This is a genomic window from Oceanicaulis sp. LC35 (genome assembly GCF_052055585.1).
In the GTDB taxonomy this organism is placed as follows: Bacteria; Pseudomonadota; Alphaproteobacteria; order Caulobacterales; family Maricaulaceae; genus Oceanicaulis.
The window spans coordinates 2,023,310-2,041,804 of record NZ_CP170485.1 but is presented as its reverse complement, the minus strand read 5'-3'; the positions used below and the strand labels follow the sequence as shown (position 1 = coordinate 2,041,804).

The 18,495-nt window shown below is 63.9% G+C and carries 17 protein-coding genes and 2 tRNA genes; 11 read left to right on the top strand and 8 right to left on the bottom strand.

Annotated elements, in window-relative coordinates; genetic code table 11:
• Positions 1-221: 221 nt before the first annotated feature.
• Positions 222-1,268 carry a hypothetical protein gene (locus ACFELO_RS09790; protein WP_440957582.1) on the bottom strand — a complete coding sequence of 349 codons (1,047 nt, stop codon included), beginning with the start codon at positions 1,266-1,268 and terminating at the stop codon, positions 222-224.
• 165 nt (positions 1,269-1,433) lie between these two features.
• Here ACFELO_RS09790 and ACFELO_RS09785 point away from each other — a divergent pair, with 165 nt between their 5' ends.
• Both ACFELO_RS09785 and ACFELO_RS09780 read left to right on the top strand, forming a co-directional pair.
• Complete coding sequence (locus tag ACFELO_RS09785) at positions 1,434-2,705, top strand: class I SAM-dependent RNA methyltransferase (protein ID WP_440957581.1); 1,272 nt, start codon at positions 1,434-1,436, stop codon at positions 2,703-2,705.
• A 2-nt stretch (positions 2,706-2,707) separates the two neighbouring features.
• The gene (locus ACFELO_RS09780; protein ID WP_440957580.1) at positions 2,708-3,118 is read left to right on the top strand and encodes a hypothetical protein; all 411 of its coding nucleotides are present in this window, start codon (positions 2,708-2,710) and stop codon (positions 3,116-3,118) included.
• 279 nt (positions 3,119-3,397) lie between these two features.
• Here the strand turns inward: ACFELO_RS09780 and aroC are convergent, their stop codons facing one another.
• Both aroC and ACFELO_RS09770 read right to left on the bottom strand, forming a co-directional pair.
• Positions 3,398-4,486 (bottom strand): chorismate synthase, encoded by a 1,089-nt coding sequence (aroC, locus tag ACFELO_RS09775; protein ID WP_440957579.1) that lies wholly within the window; start codon positions 4,484-4,486, stop codon positions 3,398-3,400.
• A gap of 62 nt (positions 4,487-4,548) precedes the next feature.
• Positions 4,549-5,130 (bottom strand): DnaJ domain-containing protein, encoded by a 582-nt coding sequence (locus tag ACFELO_RS09770; RefSeq protein WP_440957578.1) that lies wholly within the window; start codon positions 5,128-5,130, stop codon positions 4,549-4,551.
• 100 nt (positions 5,131-5,230) lie between these two features.
• Here ACFELO_RS09770 and pdxH point away from each other — a divergent pair, with 100 nt between their 5' ends.
• Together pdxH and ACFELO_RS09760 are read left to right on the top strand one after the other, a co-directional pair.
• Entirely contained in the window at positions 5,231-5,899 is a 669-nt protein-coding gene (pdxH, locus tag ACFELO_RS09765; protein ID WP_440957577.1) for a pyridoxamine 5'-phosphate oxidase, read from the top strand.
• Between the two features lie 62 nt (positions 5,900-5,961).
• Positions 5,962-6,783 carry a DUF1499 domain-containing protein gene (locus tag ACFELO_RS09760; RefSeq protein WP_440957576.1) on the top strand — a complete coding sequence of 274 codons (822 nt, stop codon included), beginning with the start codon at positions 5,962-5,964 and terminating at the stop codon, positions 6,781-6,783.
• Between the two features lie 15 nt (positions 6,784-6,798).
• On the opposite strand, the gene ACFELO_RS09755 is transcribed toward ACFELO_RS09760, so the two are convergent.
• Positions 6,799-7,698 carry an MBL fold metallo-hydrolase gene (locus ACFELO_RS09755; RefSeq protein ID WP_440957575.1) on the bottom strand — a complete coding sequence of 300 codons (900 nt, stop codon included), beginning with the start codon at positions 7,696-7,698 and terminating at the stop codon, positions 6,799-6,801.
• Position 7,699: 1 nt separating this feature from the next.
• Positions 7,700-8,629 carry a hypothetical protein gene (locus tag ACFELO_RS09750; protein ID WP_440957574.1) on the bottom strand — a complete coding sequence of 310 codons (930 nt, stop codon included), beginning with the start codon at positions 8,627-8,629 and terminating at the stop codon, positions 7,700-7,702.
• A gap of 83 nt (positions 8,630-8,712) precedes the next feature.
• Here ACFELO_RS09750 and ACFELO_RS09745 point away from each other — a divergent pair, with 83 nt between their 5' ends.
• The 3 genes from ACFELO_RS09745 (at position 8,713) to ACFELO_RS09735 (ending at position 10,936) form a co-directional block, all read left to right on the top strand.
• A complete protein-coding gene (locus ACFELO_RS09745) occupies positions 8,713-8,964 on the top strand; it encodes a hypothetical protein (RefSeq protein WP_440957573.1) in 252 nt (83 codons plus the stop codon).
• A gap of 134 nt (positions 8,965-9,098) precedes the next feature.
• Positions 9,099-10,031 carry an ABC transporter permease subunit gene (locus ACFELO_RS09740; protein ID WP_440957572.1) on the top strand — a complete coding sequence of 311 codons (933 nt, stop codon included), beginning with the start codon at positions 9,099-9,101 and terminating at the stop codon, positions 10,029-10,031.
• Positions 10,031-10,936: an ABC transporter permease subunit gene (locus ACFELO_RS09735; protein WP_440957571.1), complete on the top strand. Its 906-nt coding sequence runs from the start codon at positions 10,031-10,033 to the stop codon at positions 10,934-10,936. Before ACFELO_RS09740 ends, ACFELO_RS09735 begins: the two co-directional genes overlap by 1 nt.
• 76 nt (positions 10,937-11,012) lie before the next feature.
• Here ACFELO_RS09735 and ACFELO_RS09730 read toward each other — a convergent pair whose 3' ends face one another.
• The gene (locus ACFELO_RS09730) at positions 11,013-11,642 is read right to left on the bottom strand and encodes a hypothetical protein (RefSeq protein WP_440957570.1); all 630 of its coding nucleotides are present in this window, start codon (positions 11,640-11,642) and stop codon (positions 11,013-11,015) included.
• 198 nt (positions 11,643-11,840) lie between these two features.
• On the opposite strand from ACFELO_RS09730, the gene ACFELO_RS09725 reads away from it, so the two are divergent.
• Both ACFELO_RS09725 and ACFELO_RS09720 read left to right on the top strand, forming a co-directional pair.
• Entirely contained in the window at positions 11,841-13,460 is a 1,620-nt protein-coding gene (locus tag ACFELO_RS09725) for a peptide ABC transporter substrate-binding protein (RefSeq protein ID WP_440957569.1), read from the top strand.
• A gap of 23 nt (positions 13,461-13,483) precedes the next feature.
• On the top strand, positions 13,484-14,863 hold the full coding sequence (locus tag ACFELO_RS09720) for a DUF3667 domain-containing protein (RefSeq protein WP_440957568.1): 1,380 nt from the start codon (positions 13,484-13,486) through the stop codon (positions 14,861-14,863).
• Here ACFELO_RS09720 and ACFELO_RS09715 read toward each other — a convergent pair.
• On the bottom strand, positions 14,860-16,647 hold the full coding sequence (locus ACFELO_RS09715) for a S49 family peptidase (protein WP_440957567.1): 1,788 nt from the start codon (positions 16,645-16,647) through the stop codon (positions 14,860-14,862). The genes ACFELO_RS09720 and ACFELO_RS09715 overlap by 4 nt on opposite strands.
• Before the next feature lie 206 nt (positions 16,648-16,853).
• Positions 16,854-16,930: transfer RNA gene (locus ACFELO_RS09710), tRNA-Pro, on the bottom strand.
• Positions 16,931-17,081: 151 nt separating this feature from the next.
• Here ACFELO_RS09710 and ACFELO_RS09705 point away from each other — a divergent pair.
• Positions 17,082-17,156 (top strand) — tRNA-Gln (locus tag ACFELO_RS09705).
• 574 nt (positions 17,157-17,730) lie between these two features.
• Entirely contained in the window at positions 17,731-18,492 is a 762-nt protein-coding gene (locus ACFELO_RS09700; protein WP_440957566.1) for a DUF3450 domain-containing protein, read from the top strand.
• Positions 18,493-18,495 lie beyond the last annotated feature (3 nt).

Here is an 18,495-nt window from a genome sequence, read left to right as displayed (position 1 = left end):
AGCCAGTCGCCATGAGCCCAGGATGAACGGTTTGGGGCGATTGCGTGATGGTGTGATGCGGGGAGACAAAAACGGGCCCGCCATAAAGACATGGCGGGCCCGTTCCTGTCCCCGGCGTCTGTCCCCACAGGCGCCGGAAGGTTCCGACCCGGATAGAGCGTCCGTTCGGAACAGCGGCCGGGCGCGAGAGAGTGCGTCAAGCCACGAAAGTTATAGCCAGATTACTGGCGGTGCGCCACTTCCCAGCGACCATAGGCGTCCTGGCACATGCGCACGCGGTCATAGGTGACCCGGCCATTGGGCAGGAAAATCTCGGCGTCGCCCCAGCGGCACTGGCGCGGCCCCCAGCGGTGCCAGTCCCCGGCGCGCACAACGCCGCGCACGCCTGAATAGGGGTTGGCCCAGTAATAGGGTTGATCGCTGACAAAGGCGGATTGAAGGCCATAACGGTACTGGCCGCGGTCACAATCGTTAAGCGCTGCGCCCAGGCCCGCGCCGACAAGACCGCCCGCCAGCAGCGCGCCGCCATCCCCGTCACCGGCGACCCCGCCCAGAAGGGCGCCGATCAGCGCGCCCGCGATCACCGCATCGCCATCGGCGCGGCAGAACTGGTCGGTGTAATAGAACTGGTGGCTGTTATAGCGGCGATAGCTGTCATGATAGCGCCAGCTGCGACCGTAATCGGGGCGGCGGTCCACATGATAATGGATCACCCGGCGCGGCGGCGGGGAGTAGCGGCGGTTATGACCGCGGCGATCCTCATGCCCCCAGCGACGCTGGTCGCGGCGGTCGAAATGATCCCGGCGGTCCCGACGATTGTCCCAATGCGGGTTTCGGCCGTGATCGGGCCGGGACTCGCGATGATGGTCGCGCCGGTCGTCATGCCCGCGTCCGTCGCGGCGCTGGTCATGCTCGCGTCCCCGCTCCCGGTCCTGATGGGGCGGGCGCTGATCGGGCTGACGATGGCGGCGTTGATCGCCGCCATCGTCGCGCCGGTCCCGGCGCCCCTCGCGCCGGTCTTCGCGTCGGTCCCCACGGGCTTCGCGTCGTTCACCCCGACGGTCGCCCCGCGCATCGCGACGATCTTCCCGCCGGTCACCGCGCGATTCACGTCGCTGCTCGCGACGATCGGCCCGGCGTTCCTGGCGCTCTTGCTGGACGGTTTCGATGACGGCGTCCGCGGCATAGGCGGACGGCGCGAACACAAGGCCCGGCGTCACGAGAGCGGACGAGAGCAGGCATGTGGCGACGAGGGTTTTCAGGCGCATGAGGATGGCCCTTTCCTGTGCTGTGGCGGGGCGTGCCCGTAACGTAAACAAACCCTAAAGCCCCGAAGCTGAGCCGGACATGAACACGTTTGTCAGAAAACGGCTCCGGGCGCGGCTTGCTCTGGGCGCTTGACCGCATCGCCTGCGCCCGGCATCAGCATGCTCATGAACAGACGTCGCAAAGCCGCCCCCAAACCCGTCCATGTGGAAACCCTGATCGCCGAGAGCCTCGGCGCGCGGGGGGACGCCGTCATGGCGGGCCCTGTCTTCACCCCCGGATTGCTGCCGGGCGAAGGCGCGAAGGTGGAAGTGCAGGGCCAGCGCGGGCGCGTGCTTGAACGGGTCAGCAACAGCCCCGATCGGGTCGAGCCCTTCTGCCCGGTGGCCGAACGCTGTGGCGGTTGCTCGCTGCAGCATTTTGAAGAAAGCGCCTACAAGCTGTGGAAGCGCCACCTCGTAGTGGATGCGCTCGAGAAAGCGGGCGTCCATGCCGAGGTGCGCATGCTGGTGGACGCCCATGGCGAGGGCCGTCGCCGCATGACGCTGCACGCCCAACGCTTCGGCGCCAAGCTGGTGGTCGGCTTTGCCGAACGCGCTGGCGACAAGATTGTCGACATCACCGATTGCCCGGTTTCAACGCCGGGCCTGCGCGCCTCCGTGCCGGGCCTGCGCAAGCTGGCTGAAGTCGCGACGCCCAAGAAGGGCCGGATCGACATTCATGTGCTCGATTGCGAACCGGGGCTCGATGTCTCCGTTCAAGGCGTCAAGGAGATCAGCCTGGCTCTGCGTGAAGCCGGGGCGGAGCTGGCGGGCAAGTATAACTGGACCCGCGTCACCATTGGCGGCGACCCGCTGATCGAGTTCGAGGCCCCGGTCGTCAAATTTGGCGATACGAAAGTCACCCCTGCGCCCGGCGGCTTCCTGCAAGCCACCGCCGAGGGCGAAGCGGTGCTGGCGAGCTTTGTGGATGAAGCGGTGAAAAGCCTTGAGGGCAAGGGCCCGTTCAAGGCCGCGGACCTGTTTGCGGGCGCGGGCGCCTTCGCGCTGCGTCTGGCGCGGACCATGCCGGTGCTGGCCGTGGAAGGGGAAAGCGGGCTGCTGCACGCTTTGCAACGCGCCGCCCAACGCACGCCGGGGCTGAAACCCGTGGATGCTCGGGTGCGCGATCTGGCGCTTGAACCGATCACCCCCAAGGAGCTTGAAGGCACGTCGCTGGTCGTCATCGACCCGCCGCGGGCGGGCGCGAAAGCCCAGGCTGAACGCCTGTCTGACAGCATGGTGCCGGTGATCGTCTCGATCTCGTGTAACCCGGCCACCTTCGCCCGCGATGCCGCCATCCTGATCGAGGGCGGCTACAAGATGGGGCCCGTCACTCCGGTCGATCAGTTCAAATGGACCGGCCATGTGGAGTCGGTGGCGGTGTTCCGGAGACGGTAGGGATGAGGCGCGTCGCCCTCTTTTCCCTGCTGCTGTTCCTGCCCGCGTGCGGCGAGAGGGTCAGTTCCTGTACTGACAGCAATCAGGCGTTGAGTGCGAGCATATCTCTGGAACGTGGAGGCGGTGCTGCGGGCTATTCAGAGCTCTTTCTCGAGCTGACGCGATATGGCCATGGCAGCGCGACCCTGCATTTGCCAATTGAAACCTGTCTGTCCGGCGGCGTGCTCATCAATGAAATGGCCGAGACCATCAGTTTTGAGTGCGTGATCGCTGACAGGGTTCTGCCCTCTGACTTGCAGAAGCTCGATTTGGCGCTTTCTGACGGCTATATGAACTCGAACCCGGGAGCCGGGATCAGATTTGACTGGGACATGCACGACCATATCTCGTGTCGCCTGTCTCAAGGGACGTAAGCGCATCACGCTTCCCGTCATCCCGGGCCAGCTACGGCGTCCGGGGTGACGATGGGGGCTCTCAGTTCTCTCAAACTGTCATTCACCGGTTCATCCGGTGAATCCATGCCGTGACCTGTGATCGCGCCAACCGGAATGGATCCCCCGCATGAAGCGGGGGATGACAGGCAATAGAAACTTCCTCTTCCCCGGCGAAGGCCGGGGCCCAGAGCCGGACCCGCAGCATTTGATGATCTCTGGATCCCGGCCTTCGCCGGGAAAGAGGGCGTGTTGTAAGTCTTACCGATACGCCGCTGCGCGGAGCTTGTGATCGGCGAGCACCAGGGCGGCCATGGCTTCGGCGACGGGGACGCCGCGAATGCCGACACAAGGGTCGTGGCGGCCCTTGGTGACCACTTCGGTTTCCTGCAGGTCTTTCGTCAGGGTCTGGCGCGGAATGCGGATCGAGGAGGTGGGTTTGATCGCGACGCGGATCACCAGTTCCTGACCCGTGGAGATGCCGCCCAGAACCCCGCCATTATTGTTGGACAGGAAGTGCGGCTGACCATCGGGCCCGAGGCGCATCTGGTCGGCGGCGTCTTCGCCGCGCAGGGCGGCGGCCTCGAGCCCCGCACCGATCTCGACGGCCTTGGCGGCGTTGATCGACATCATGGCGCTCGCCATGTCCGCATCGAGCTTGCCATAGACCGGCGCGCCCCAGCCTGCGGGCACGTTCGAGCAGACCACTTCAATCAGGGCGCCGACCGAGCTGCCATCCTTGCGGATCTGGTCCATATCGGTTTCCCAGAGCTTGGCGGTCTCGGCATCGGGGCAAAAGAAATCGTTCTCGCGGACCTGATCCCAGTCCCAGCGGGCGCGGTCGATCTTGCGGTCGCCAATCTGGACGAGGGCGGCGCGGATCGTGATCTCATCACCCAGCACCTTTCGGGCGACGGCGCCCGCGGCGACACGGGCGGCGGTTTCACGCGCCGACGAGCGCCCGCCGCCGCGATAATCGCGCACGCCATATTTGACGTCATAGGCGTAATCGGCGTGGCCGGGACGCCATTTGTCGCGAATGTCGGAATAGTCTTTCGAGCGCTGGTCGGTATTCTCGATCATCAGCGAAATGGGTGCGCCTGTCGTGACCTGACCGTCCGTGCGCTCATCCTCGAACACGCCAGAGAGGATCTTCACCTCATCGGCTTCGCGGCGCTGGGTGACATGGCGCGAGGTGCCGGGCTTGCGCAGGTCCAGCCAGGGCTGAATATCGGCTTCGGTCAGCTTGATCCCGGCGGGGCAACCGTCAATGACGCAGCCGAGCGCGGGCCCGTGGCTTTCGCCCCAGGTGGTGAAGCGGAACAGATGACCGAAGCTATTGTGGGACATTGAACAGACGCCAGGCAGAATTCGTTACAGGCGCAGCACTCTAGAGAGGCTTTGCGCAGGCGTCACGCCGCGTTGCTGCCGCCGCGAACCCATTTGGCGAAGCGGGCGGCGGGCGAGGCTTTCACAAAGCGCTCGCAGAAAGCCTTGAGAAGGTTGGTGTGCGCCTCGGCGTCTTCCTCAACCTTGGTGTCCTCGAACTTCTGTTTCATGGCGGCCAGGCGCTTGAGCTCGGCTTCGCCCTGCTGGTTGAGGTCGGCGTCCACCATCACGTCCTGCACCTTGATGTGCACGCGCCAGAGCGGGTCCCCGATGGGCACCACGACGGTGCCGTTCTTCACCGCCACCGGCACGCGGATCATGGCCTCGCGGTCCTGAATCTTGATGGTGCGGATGCCGCCCTTGCGCGCTTCTTCAGGCGTGATGGTGATGTCGTGCCGGCGCGGTGCGAAGCGGCGCAGCACTTCATACGCCTTCAGCATGCGCTGGAGCTTGGCCACCGTCTTGGCGTCGCTGGAGGCGGCGGTGTCAGGGTGAACATCCTTGATCACGGTGCGAAAGCGGTCACGGACGACGGAGAAATCCTCGTCGCCTTCAAGGCCGAACACCTTGTACGCTTTGACTATCGCTTCGTGCGGCTCACTCATGGTGCACATATTAAACGGCTTTTATTGTCGAATCGTTGACCTTCCCGAGGATGCGACTAACTCAGAGCCATCATTTCTTGGGGGCCACAGGAGCCGTCCTATGAGCGACAAGCCCGTTATCCCGCCCAGTCCCAGCCAGAGCGACTATGAACAGTCCGAGACGAACCCGCCCGAAGACATCTTTGCGCGCGAGGACCCGTTCGCCCTTTTTGAGCACTGGCTTGAGGATGCGAAGGCCAAAGAGCCCAATGACCCCAATGCGGTTGCGGTGGCCACGGCGGACGCGGACGGCCTGCCGGATGTGCGCATGGTGCTTCTGAAGGGCTTTGATGCGCGCGGCTTCGTTTTCTACACCAATACCGACAGCAACAAGGGCCAGCAGCTGGCGGCCAATCCCAATGCGGCCATGTGTTTTCACTGGAAGAGCCTGCGCCGCCAGATCCGCATTCGCGGCCCGATCAGCCAGGTCAGCAGCGAAGAGGCGGACGCCTATTTCAAGTCTCGCGCCCGTGACAGCCGGATCGGGGCCTGGGCGTCCAAGCAATCGCATGAGCTGGAAAGCCGGTTCGCGCTGGAAAAGCGCGTCGCCCAATACGCCGCGAAGTTCAATATCGGCGATATTCCGCGGCCGGAGAACTGGACCGGCTACCGTCTGGACCCGCACCGGATCGAATTCTGGCGCGATCGCGCCTTCCGTCTGCACGACCGGATGGTGTTCGAACGGACACATTCGCGTGAAACATGGTCGGTCAGCCGGCTCTATCCTTAAAACGGCTGGGGTTTGGGCCTAGAGTATCCAAATACCCATCCAGTGGCAGTCGGGGCTTTGTCATGATTTCGGTTTTTCGCGCCATTCGGCATCTCGTGGTTGGCGTCACGGCGGCGCTCGCCATTATCACGCCGCTCTGGTTCGCCGCTGGCGCGCTGGGCACACGGTTCGAGCTGTGGAGCTATCGCTTCGGTCTGGGCGTCATGACGTTTGAATGGGGGCCGCGCTTCCTGTTTGCGGCGCTCGGCGCGGGCGTTGTCAGCCTGGTGCTGCTGATCGTCTACCGCTTCGTGTTCGGCAAGGCGAATGCGCCGGGCGCAGGCGGTTGGGTCGCCGCCATACTGGCGATTGTCGTGGGTGCTGGCGGGCTGGGATACGCGGCGTCAGTGCGCGAATACGCCTCGACCATCCCGCCCATTCACGACATCACCACCGACACCCAGAACCCGCCGCAATTTTCCGCCGCCCTGATCGACCGGCGTGGCGCGGACGCCAATCCGGTTGTGTATGAAGGCAAGATCGATCCGCGTTCCGAGCGTCCGCTGCCCGAAGTGCAGGCCGAGGCCTATCCGCAGATCCAGCCGATGATCTTCGCAGTCGAGCCCGAGCTGGTCTATGAGGCGGCTCTGAATGCGGCGCGGGATATGGGCTGGAAGATCGGCACGGACTCGCCCGAAGCGGGCATGTTTGAAGCCACCGACACCTCGTTCTGGTTCGGCTTCAAGGATGATGTTGTGGTGCGTGTGACCGCGCTTGAAGAGGGCGGAAGCCGGGTCGACGCCCGGTCCGTCAGCCGAGTGGGCGTCTCTGATCTCGGTGCGAACGCCGCCCGTCTGGACGCGTTCGAGGCGCGCTTGCGCAGCTCGCTGGGCGAGGGCGCCTAGGCGCCCGCCCTTCCGTCAGGCGAGGGTGTAAGGGGTGTCGAGCCCCGGCGCGCCCTCGCAGACCGCCTTGCCCTGTTCCACCAGATGGATCATGTGCGCGAGCACAGAATGGGCGGCGGCCGGGTGCAGGCGCTTGTCCACATCAGCATACATCACCGCCACCATGGCCTTGATGGTGGTCTGACCGTCCTTGAGCTGGTTGAGCACTTGCGCCTCGCGGGCTTCGCGGTGGGCGATATAGGCGTCCAGAAACGGCTGCGGATCGGTGATCTGCGGGCCATGGGTGGGGTAGATCGTCCCGAACGTCATGGCCCGGATGCGCTTGAGCTGGGCCATGTAATCACTCATGGAGCCATCGGGCGGGCTGACCACCGAGGTGGACCAGCCCATGACATGATCGCCCGAGAACAGGGCGTTCTCTTCCTTCAGTGCGTAGCACAGATGGTTGGAGGTGTGCCCCGGCGTATGGAGCGCGGTCAGCGTCCAGTCCGGACCCTCGAACACATCGCCATCCTCGATCTGGATGTCCGGACGGAAACCCAGATCATCGCCCGCTTCCATGCGCACTTCTCCGCCTTCGGGTTCGGTCACCCTGGGCATACGGCCATAGACCTTGCAGCCATGCTTGTTCGCCAGGGTGTGGGCGAGGGGGGAGTGGTCGAGATGATGGTGGGTGACGAAGACATGGCTGACCCGTTCGCCCGCCAGCGCTTTGTCGAGCGCGGCTTCGTGTTCAGCCATGGCGGGGCCGGGATCAAGCACGGCGACCTCGCCGGTTCCGATGATGAACACGCCCGTGCCGGTATAGGTGAAATTGCCCGGATTGGGCGCGATCACCCGGCGGATGCGCGGGCTCATCTGGTCACAGCGTCCGTATTCAAAGTCGAACTCGCGGACGAAGGGGATGGCGCTCATATCAGGTCTCCAAAGCGGTCAGCCGGGCGTCCACATAGGCGCGCAGGCTTTGCGCCAGCGTATGCGTGGCGCTGAGTTTGTCGGTCATGGGCAGCGCGATCGGCGGGCCCATATCGGTCTTGTTCACATCGACGATCCACAGATCGCCGGACTGGCGGTCGCGCAACACATCAATGCCGCCCCAGTCCAGTTTCATGGCGGCGCAGAAGCGGCGGATCAGGTCGCGCTCCCCGGCCGAGAACACCGCGTCGGGGTGCAGCAGCCGCACTTCGGTATTGTGGTTGGCGAAGCGCTCGCCCACAGGGCGGCGCTTGAGAAAGACGACCGGTACATCGCCGCCCACGGTGGGGCAGCGCAGATCCTCCACGCAGCCATCTTCAGCCACATTGTCGATCAGGCGTTGATAGGCGAGGCCGGGTTCGGCGGCGGTCGGACCTGTCACGATCTGGCCGTCATGGGCGCCGTTAAGCTCTGACTTGGCGACCATCGGGCCGCTCCAGACGCCGGGGTCCACCGCCAGCGCCCGGCCGCTCACCTGTTCAAACACGGCGGCTACGCGGGATTTGGAGACGTCCACGCACTGCGTGTTCATCTGGGGCAGGGGGCTCGATTGCGCCGCCTCCACACACGTCAGGTCCTCGAAGCTGAACACGAGGTCCGCGTCCTCTGGCCTGCTGGCCAGTCTGAGGCCCGCCATCTGCGCCACCGGCCAGATCAGATACCAGGGCCGGGGGCGGTCGGGGGTGAACCAGACGCGCGGCCCGTCGGCCGGGATGCGCTGGCGCTCAAACTCGATGCGCAGGTGATAGGTCAGCCAGGACAGGACTTCAGAGACGATGCCGCCATCAATCGGAATGCGGGCGCCGGTTTTTCTGACCTGCACCACATGTCCGTTCAGCTCAAAATCGCGCCACCACGCGGTCGTCGCCATACCTGCGCCCCTCTTGATTCCGGTTACACGATACCGCGGCCCCTGAATGGCGCAATTCACGCCTCATCACACCGGCGCGCTTTTTGCGTCACGCTTTCGTGTGCGTCACCGAGCTGGAAACCGAGGACCTCGCCATGACACGCCTGACCGCCGCCAGTATCTTTCTGAGCCGCCGCATGCGCCTTCTGGTGATGGCGGCGATCGTGATCGGGTGTCTCAAAATGGGACTCGACACCCAGGCGCACGGTCCGGTTCAGTCAGGCCCTGTTCACGCCAGTGCTGACATTATGCGTGATTCAAACGCTGAACGCACTCAAGGTCCGGACAAAGACTGATCGGGAACAGTGAATGCACTGAGTGCGAAGCTATTGAAAAATAATTCCAAATGTTGCTGACTGCGGGTCGTCCTTGATCCGATAGTTTGTAACCCCCACAAAGCGGTCTTCATCCAGATGTCAAAAAGCGCCCCATGATCGGTTACATCGTCCGCCGTATTCTCGTTGCGATCCCAACCTTGTTGGTGATCATCACGCTGGCGTTCTTCATGATGCGCTTTGCGCCGGGTGGTCCGTTCGACCTCGAACGTCCCATGCCGGAGCAGACCCGTCAGAACCTGCTGGCGAGCTACGGCATGGATCAGCCGGTCGCCAAGCAATATGTCGATTATCTGGTCGATCTGGCGAAGTTCGATCTCGGCCCGTCCCTGAAATTCCGCGACAAGACCGTCGCCCAGATCATTTCTGAAGGCTTCCCGGTTTCGGCCACTGTCGGCCTGTTGTCGATGGCGCTGGCGGTGTTTGTGGGCACGGCGCTCGGATCGATAGCCGCGCTCAGGCAAAATACATCGCTGGATTACGGGGTGGTCGGCTTCGCCACAGTGGGCATCGTGATCCCGCCCTTTGTGGTGGGCCCCATTCTGGCGCTGGTCATCGGCATCTATCTGGGCTGGCTGCCATCGGGCGGGCTGGATCCGCGACACGGCATGACCGTCGAGCGCCTGATCCTGCCGGTCATCACGCTGGCCCTGCCGCAGATCGCCATCATCTCGCGCCTGATGCGCGCGAGCATGATCGAGGTGATCCGCTCCAACTTCATCCGGACGGCGCGCGCCAAGGGTCTGAGCCCGTTCGCGGTGATCACCCGTCACGCCCTGCGCGCCGCGATCCTGCCGCTGGTGAGCTATCTGGGCCCGGCGACCGCCGCGCTTCTGACCGGCTCCATCGTGATCGAGCAGGTCTTCTCCCTGCCGGGCGTCGGGCGACAGTTTGTCTTCGCCGCGCTCCAGCGTGACTACACCGTGGTGATGGGCGTGGTGATCCTGTACGCCAGCCTGATCATCCTTCTCAATCTGATTGCGGACCTCTTGTATGCGGTGCTCAATCCCAAAGTGAAGTTCGACTGATGGTTCTGACCTCCACGCCGCAAGAAAAAGCCGAGCTGATGGAACAGAGCGCCGTCAAGGGCCGCTCGCTCTGGGACGATGCGCGCGCGCGCCTGCTGCGCAACAAGGCGGCGGTCGCCAGCCTGATCCTTCTGGGCGTCATGGTTCTTCTGGCGCTGGTCGGCCCGCTGCTCTGGGTTCACGACAGCACCTTCATCTATCGTGACAAGGTGCAGATCGCGCCGACCTTCACCGACCTTCATATCTTTGGCACGGACGCGCAGGGGCGGGATTTGTTCGCCCGCGTGCTGGTCGGCCTGCGCATGTCCTTGATGGTGGGCGTGGTGGCGACCTTCGTCTCTCTGATCATCGGGGTGACCTGGGGCGCGATCGCCGGCTTTGTGGGCGGCAAGCTCGACCAGCTGATGATGCGCGTCGTGGATATCCTGTACTCGCTGCCCTTCATCTTCTTCGTCATCATCCTGATGGTGGTGTTCGGGCGGAACATCATCCTGATCTTCGTCGCCATCGGCGCGGTTGAATGGCTGACCATGGCGCGAATCGTGCGCGGCCAGACCATTGCGCTCAAAAGCATGGAATTCGTCGAGGCGGCTCATGCCGCCGGCGTCTCCCAGGGCGCCATCATCCGCCGCCATATCGTGCCCAACGTGCTGGGCCCTGTGGTGGTCTATGTGACGCTGACCATTCCGGTGGTGATCCTGGCGGAAAGCTTCCTGAGCTTCCTCGGGCTCGGCGTTCAGGAACCGCTGACCTCGCTCGGCAATCTGATCTCGAACGGCGCCCGCGATATGGAAATCGCACCCTGGACGCTGATCTTCCCGGCGCTGACCATGATGCTGACGCTGTTCTGCTTCAACTTCATCGGCGACGGCCTGCGCGACGCCATCGATCCCAAGGATCGCTAGGCCGAGGCCTCAGGTACGGACACAAAAAAAGCGGCGCTGAACCAGCGCCGCTTTTTCCTTGTCTGAAGGCGCGCGCCTAGTGAATGCGCTCGGCGCGGAAGCGACGGCGTGTGTTGTTGCTCAGCGTCATGAAGTGAGCGCCCATCAGGCCGGTCTCGATCTCGGCGGTCAGTCCGTTGCGCACATCGCGATTGGAGATCGTCGGAATGCGGGTCGAATCGGTCTGGGCCCAGACCTGGCCATTGGCGAGGGTGATGCGCAGCTTGCCGCGCACGGTCTCCACCTCCTCGACCGGAAGTCCGGTCAGGCTGTCCAGAGAGCCTTCCTCGTTATAGGTGGCCACAGAGCCGTCTTCGAACGTCTCGGTTTCCGCTTCTGCGACCTGTTCGGCGTCCGCCGTGTCAGAGGATGAACGGCGCAGGAAGCCACCCAGCCGTCCGACGCTGGGCAGGTTGAGACCAAAGCTCTCGCGTTCCACCTGACGCAGCGCCTGGCGTTCGACCACAACGATGCGGCCGGTTTGCGTCGCCTCGGCCAGTGTGGCGAGATGCTCGTCCTGGCAGGCGAGGCGGGCGGCGTCATCGGTCAGCGCCTGACATGCGAGTAGCCGGTTCAGGGTTTCAGACTCCGTTTCAGCGCCTTGCGCCAGAGCCGGAAAACTCACGCTGATCAGGGCGCAAGCGGTCGCCAGAGATCTCAGTTGCATATGATACGTCCGATTTTCACTTGAATTCTCACCCATTTCCCTAGGAAATTAAGAAGGCGTCAACCATAGCGCTTACATCACCCGGTGAATTGACTGGGCATGGCGGCTAGGTTCAGCATCCTCTGAATGCGATGATGCTATGGAACGCGGTCAATTGCACGCAGAAGCGAAAACAGATCACTGGGGAGCCTGATCATAATGACCATCACTCGTAAGCTGAGCCTACTTCTTGCGGCTGGCGCATCCGCGCTCGCCCTCACCGCATGCGGGGGAGGCGGCGATTCTGCTGACAGTGATCTGGTCGTGCTGCATCGCGGCAACGGCGCAGAGCCGCTGACGCTCGATCCGCACAAGGCGTCGGGCACCTGGGAAAACAACATTATCGGCGACATGCTGATCGGCCTGTTCACCGAGAACGCCGATGCAGAGCCAGTTCCGGGCATGGCGGCTGACTGGGATGTCACCGAGGACGGCCTGAGCTGGTCCTTCACCCTGCGCGATGCGGTGTGGAGCGATGGCGAGCCGGTGACGGCGGGCGATTTCGAATACGCCTTCCGCCGCATCCTCGATCCGGCGACGCTGGCCAACTACGCCTCGCTGCTCTACCCGATCAAGAATGCGCGCGCGGTGAACGCGGGCGAGCTGGCTCCGGAAGAGCTGGGCGTGACCGCCATTGACGATCACACCCTGCGCATCGATCTGGAATTCCCTGCGCCGTACCTGCCGGGCCTTCTGACCCACTACACCACCTTCCCCGTGCCCCAGCACGTGGTGGAGCAATATGGCGATGCGTGGGTTCAGCCGCAGAACATCGTCACCAATGGCCCCTACAAGCTGGTGAACTGGCGCGCCAACGACTTCGTGCTTGTCGAGCGCAACCCGCTGTTCTGGGACAATGAGAATGTCTGCGTGGACGAGGTGTTCTACTACCCGACCGTGGACAACCCCGCCGCCGAGCGCCGCGTGCGCAATGGCGAGCTGGACCTGAACGTGGATTTCGCTGGCCAGAACCTCGACTTCCTGCGCCGTGAGATCCCCGACTATGTGCGGGTGCACCCCTATCTCGGCATCGTCTACTTCGCCTTCAACACCACTGAAGCGCCGTTTGACGATCCGCGCGTGCGCAACGCCCTGTCCATGGCGGTCGATCGTGACTTTATCGCCAATGACATCCTGCGCGCCGGCCAGATCCCGGCCTATTCCTTCGTGCCGCCGGGCGTGAACGCCTATCCGGGCGATGCGCATGTGAGCTGGGAAGAGATTCCGGTTGAAGAGCGCCGCGAGATGGCGCGCGAGCTGCTGATCGAAGCCGGCTACGGTCCTGAAAACCCGCTGGTGTTCGAATACTCCCACCGCACCACGGGCGACAATCCGCGGGTGGCGCCGGTGGTCCAGCAGGACTGGGCGCTGATTGCAGACTGGGTGCGTCCGGAGATCGTGGGCATCGAGACCCAGATCCACTACGCCAACCTGCGCGCCGGTGACTTCTCGCTGGGCGATGGCGGCTGGATCGGCGATTACAACGACGCTTACAACTTCCTGTTCCTGGGCGAGACGGATTCGGTTCCGATGAACTATTCGCGCTGGTCCAACCCCGAGTATGACGCTCTGGTGGAGCAGGCGAACCGCACGCTGGACGCCGAACAACGCGGCGACTTGCTGTCTGACGCCGAGCAGATCCTGCTCGACGACAGCCCGTACATGCCGCTCGTCTATTACGTGAACAAGGCGCTGGTGAACCCGAATGTGACCGGTTGGGAAGACAACCTGACCCACATTCACCGCACCCGTTACCTGTGCAAGGCTGACGCAGGTTAATCGCGACAGGGCTGGGGCGACGTGTGAGCGATAATTTCGATCCTTCGGCGCAAGTCGTCGCTGACCATGCCATCGCCATGGGCGTGGCGGCGGGCCGGGGATCGTCTCGCCGCCGCCCCTCCCGTCCCGCAGTGCTGCGTGCGGATACGCCTGAAGGCGTCTGCGCGAACTGCGAGACCAAGCTTGAAGGCCCGGTCTGCCATATGTGCGGCCAGGTCGATGATGAATACCACCGGCCGGTCCGCGGCCTGTTTTCTGAAATTGTTGAAGGGCTGTTCGCCCTGGATGGCCGGGTGGCGCGCACCATTCCGGCCCTCTTGCTGTTTCCGGGGCGCGTTACGCGCGCCTTCCTGAAAGGCAAGCGGATGCGGTACATGCCGCCCTTCCGCCTCTACATCATCGCCTCGCTGATTTTCTTCCTGCTCGTGCCGATGACCACCGGGCTCGACCAGGCGACCAGCGATATGCGCGAAGGGTGGAACAACGCCGACACTCAGGCCGAGGCTGCGGTCGAGATTGAGCAGGCGCGGGAGCGGATCGCCGAGCAGGTCTCTGCAGGCGAAATGACTGAAGACGAGGCGACCATTGCGCTGCGCACCTTCGATACGCTCGGTTTTCTGGGCGGTCTCTCGTCCAATGAATCGCAAGAGGCGGGTGACGAGATCACCTATCTGACGCCGTTGGGGCCGAAATATCCCGGCGGCGAGCTGGTGCTGGAGACGCCGGAAAAGGCGCCGCCCGCCGACTACCAGGTGCTGCAGCCTGATCCGGTGGCGCTCAGCGTCGAGGAGAAGGTCGCCCTGGTGGAGGAGGCCTCGCCTGATGCAGGGGATGGGGTGGAGGCTGCGCAGTCTGGCGAAGGGGAGTTCAACCCCTTCGGCGGTCAGGTCGAGGGCGAGCGGATCAGGCGCTTCTTTGCGCCAGAGGATTTTGGCGAAGCGGCGCCCGAGACCATCTGGCCCCTGCAGTTCCGGCGGTATCTGGGCGAGCGCTTCGCCCATGTGGCGGATGATCCGGGCGACTGGCTGGATTCAGCGGCGGACTGGGTGCCGCGGGTCATGTTCGTGATGGTCCCGGTCTATGCGCTCTTGCTGGGGCTGGTCTATATCTGGCGTCGGGGCTTCTATCTTTACGACCATATGATCGTGTCGCTGCACTTTCATGCCGCGCTGTTCCTGGCCATGGCGATCATGAGCCAGGCCAGCATCCTGATCGGCGGCGGCTGGGCGATCTTCGCCATGGTGATCTATTCGAACGTCTATCTCTACAAGCTGCATCGCGTCGTCTACGAGCGCGGACGCTTCCAGTCCGCCGTGCGCACCTTCGTGCTGACCAACATGTATGGTTTCGTGCTGATGCTGGGCTTGTTCGCCGTGTTCCTGCTGGGCGCGGTGCTGGGCTAGCGCGGGTTTTCCGCCGGCGCGCTCAGCGTCTGCCCGCCGGACTGCATCCGGGACTGGGCGCGGATCAGCGCTTGCGCCTCGGGGCTCTGCATCAACTGGTTCAGCGCTGCGGCGCTCTCCACGCTTTCAACCCCTACGCCGAACAGCGCCTGAAGCGCCGCCAGACCGTCCGGACGCGCAGGGTAGCGCTGCAGGCGGACAGGCTGGCTGTCGCTCAGCCCGGCCAGATCGCGGGCGCTGGCCAGGGCGGCGTCAAAACCGCCGATCTCATCCACCAGCCCCAGCTCGAGCGCTTGTCGGCCCGTCCAGACCCGGCCGCGCGCAAGGGTCTGGATGCGCGCCAGCGGCAGATCGCGGCCCTGGGCGACCTTGCGGGTGAAGTCGTCATACACATCCTCGGCCAGCGAACGGAAATCCGCCGCCTGGCTCTCGCTCCAGGGCTGGGCGGAGGATTGGGCGAGGGCATACTCCCCGCCCACATACAGCGGGTCGAGATTGAGGCCCAGACGACCCAGAGCATCCTCAACGACCAGCTTGCCGCCGAACATGCCGATCGAACCGGTCAGGGTAGTGGCGTTGGCGATGATGCGGTCCGCCGGTGCGGCGATGTAATAGCCGCCGGAGGCCGCAGTCGCGCCCATGGAGGCGATGACCGGCTTACCCTGCTGGCGGGCGCGCATCACCGCGTCCCAGATCTGGTCGGAGGCGATGGCCGATCCGCCGGGGGAATCAATGCGCAGGATGATGGCGGCGACCGAGGCGTCGCGGGCGGCGGCGTCCAGCGCGTCCGCCAGCGTGTCTCCGCCCAGAGTGACCGCGCCAAAGCCGGCTTCAGACGGGCCGGTGACAATCTCGCCCTGCGCTTCGATCAGGGCGATCACCGGCGCGTGTGGAGCCGGGGGCGGCGTCATCTGCCGGGCGTAAACAGAGATGTCGATCAGACGGGCGTTGGGCCCCGCGCGATCCAGCGCGCTGTCGCGTGCGGCGGCGACATGGCCCAGCCGGTCAATCAGGCCCAGCTCCAGAGCGGCTTCCGCCGAATAGGGGCCAGCCTCGACAATGGCGCGCAGCGTGTCCGGGGCGACATCGCGTGCGCGGGCGATGTCAGCAAGGGCGCTGTCCTGGATCGAGCCCAGCCAGCTTAGTGTGGCTTCGCGGTGGGCGTCAGTATAGCCCGCTTGGGTCAGGGTGTCGGCGGCGTTCTTGTACTCGTGCAGCTGGACCATTTGCGGCTCAACGCCGATCTGCTCGAACAGGCCGCCCAGAAACAGGGTTTCCACCGACAGGCCGACGGCGGTGAAGCTGGCGCTGTCCTGCATCCAGATCTCGTCGGCCGCGCCAACGGCCAGATAGGGCAGAATCGATCCCCCCTCGAACCCCTGGGCGTGGGCGATCACCGGTTTGCCGGCCTCTGACAGGGCGGCGAACAGGGCGTTGATCTCTTCCGCCTGTGCGGCGGGAAGACTCAGGGTGTTGGCCCGCACGAAGACCGCCGAGATTCGCGAATCCGTCCGGGCGCGCTCGAGCGCCCGGGACAGCTCGACGATGGACAGGGGTTCGGCGAAGGCGAAGGGCGAGGCGGAGGCCTGGTCCAGCCGCGGCGTGCGCAGATCAAGCTCCAGCACCATGGCGCCGGACGGGGCGGGCAGGGCGGCGTCACCGGCGTCCGAGATCGCGGCGCTGATCAGGCCTCCGATCAGGAACAGGAGGAAGACCACGCAGATCAAGGCGCCTGCCAGCACGCCCGCGATGGATCCGAAGAATGTCAGCCAGAATTGTTTCATGCCCCTCGCGCAGGCTTGCCTGCACGCCCCCTCAACCTTTCCGAAATCTTAACGTCGGGGAGGGGCCGGGTCGACTGCGCTTGTAAGGGCAGAGGGCGGAGCGCGGTGAAGTGTGGCGCAGACGCGACTCACAGCTGTTGGCGCAAACAAAAACGCGCCTTCCGAAAGGAGGGCGCGCATGTCCTGTAAACAGGGCGGGAAATAGATGGTCGGAGTAGCAGGATTTGAACCTGCGACCCCTGCCTCCCGAAGACAGTGCTCTACCAGGCTGAGCTATACTCCGAACCGAGGCCGGGCTTATAGACCGAAGCTCCTGAAAAAGGCAATGATCTCTTCGCAGCTGGAATGCAGCTGAATGAAAGTGCAGCAGGGGCGTTGCATCCTGTCTCGGGCCGGGATACATACCGCGTCCCGTGACCAAGCGGTCACACGGTTGGGGCGTGGCCAAGCGGTAAGGCAGCGGTTTTTGGTACCGCCATTCCCAGGTTCGAATCCTGGCGCCCCAGCCAACTTTTCCTGCACACGTATGGTATTATAACGCTGTCATGCAGCGTTTTGCGCGTTGCGTTGGCGCCACGCGCACATGCTTAACGTCTCCAAATCAAGCAATTGCAGTTAATGTCGCAGGCGATTCATTGTCCGCCTCCCGCGTCATGTCCGTGCGTCCGCCTGCGTCAAATTGGCGTTGATTCACATGCTATTTCTGACGATCCCGTAATACGGAGCGCCGTCGTAAAACCATGATGGTCTGACGCTAGAAGCTTAAAACACCCCCGCCACAGGCAGGGCTGATCGTGTTTGAGCGGTTGATCGGCGAACTCAGCCGGTGCTAGCGTTCATCCAAACTATAGAGACGGCGGTCCACGCCGCGTTACCTTGATGAGGGCGACGTCCTGCGACGTCGGTCTCGTTTACTTGTTTATTGGCGCCTGAAGTTCAGGCGTCATCGCGCGGTGCGCCGCGGTATTTGTGTTTTTGGGGGGCCGATGCCGTCGCGGAGACGATCGGCGCACCGATTAAGCGAGGGAAACGGAGCGCGCAGTCATTGTGATCGCGCCGGCTACTGTGAGGCAAAATATGTCCATGACGTTCAAAGGAATCCGCACGACGCTTGCGGCGAGCGCCGCCGCGCTCGTTGTTGCGGGCGCTGCGCATGCGCAGCTCGACCGAGCGCTTGAAGTGGCGCGTCAGTCCACTCAGGACGGTGCTCGGGCTCAAGAGCAGATCAACACGCTGGCGGACGCCGCCGACAACGCGGAACGCGAATACCTGGCGGTTCGTGAGCAGATCGAATCCCAGCGCGTCTTCATCGCGCAGCAAAACGTGTTCCTGCGCTCGCAGGAAAACGAGCTCGCCGGCCTGCAAGGCCAGCTCGAGCGCGTGGGCAACATCGAAGTCGATCTCGCCCCGATGATGCTGGAAATGTTCAACGCACTGGAAGACTTCATCTCGTCTGACCTGCCGTTCCGCATGGAACAGCGCACCGAGCGCCTGGACAGCATCCGCGACGTTCTGGGCGAGGCTGACGTGTCTCCCGCCGAGAAATACCGCCTGCTGCTGAACGCCTTCGAGATTGAATCTGCGTATGGTCGTTCGCTGAACTCCTACACCGAGGAAGTGCTCGTGGACGGCGTTCCGGAAGAAGCCCGCATCCTGCAGATCGGCCGCGTGGCCATGATCCGTCAGGTCGGCGGCGACCTCGCCATCATGACCCACGACAACCAGACCTGGCGTCCGGTGCCGTCCTCCATGGCGAACAATGTTCTGCGCGCCTTCCGGATCGCAGACGAAGTGACCACCCCGGAAGTGTTCGAGGCCCCTCTGCCGGGCCCGACGGCACAGTAGTTG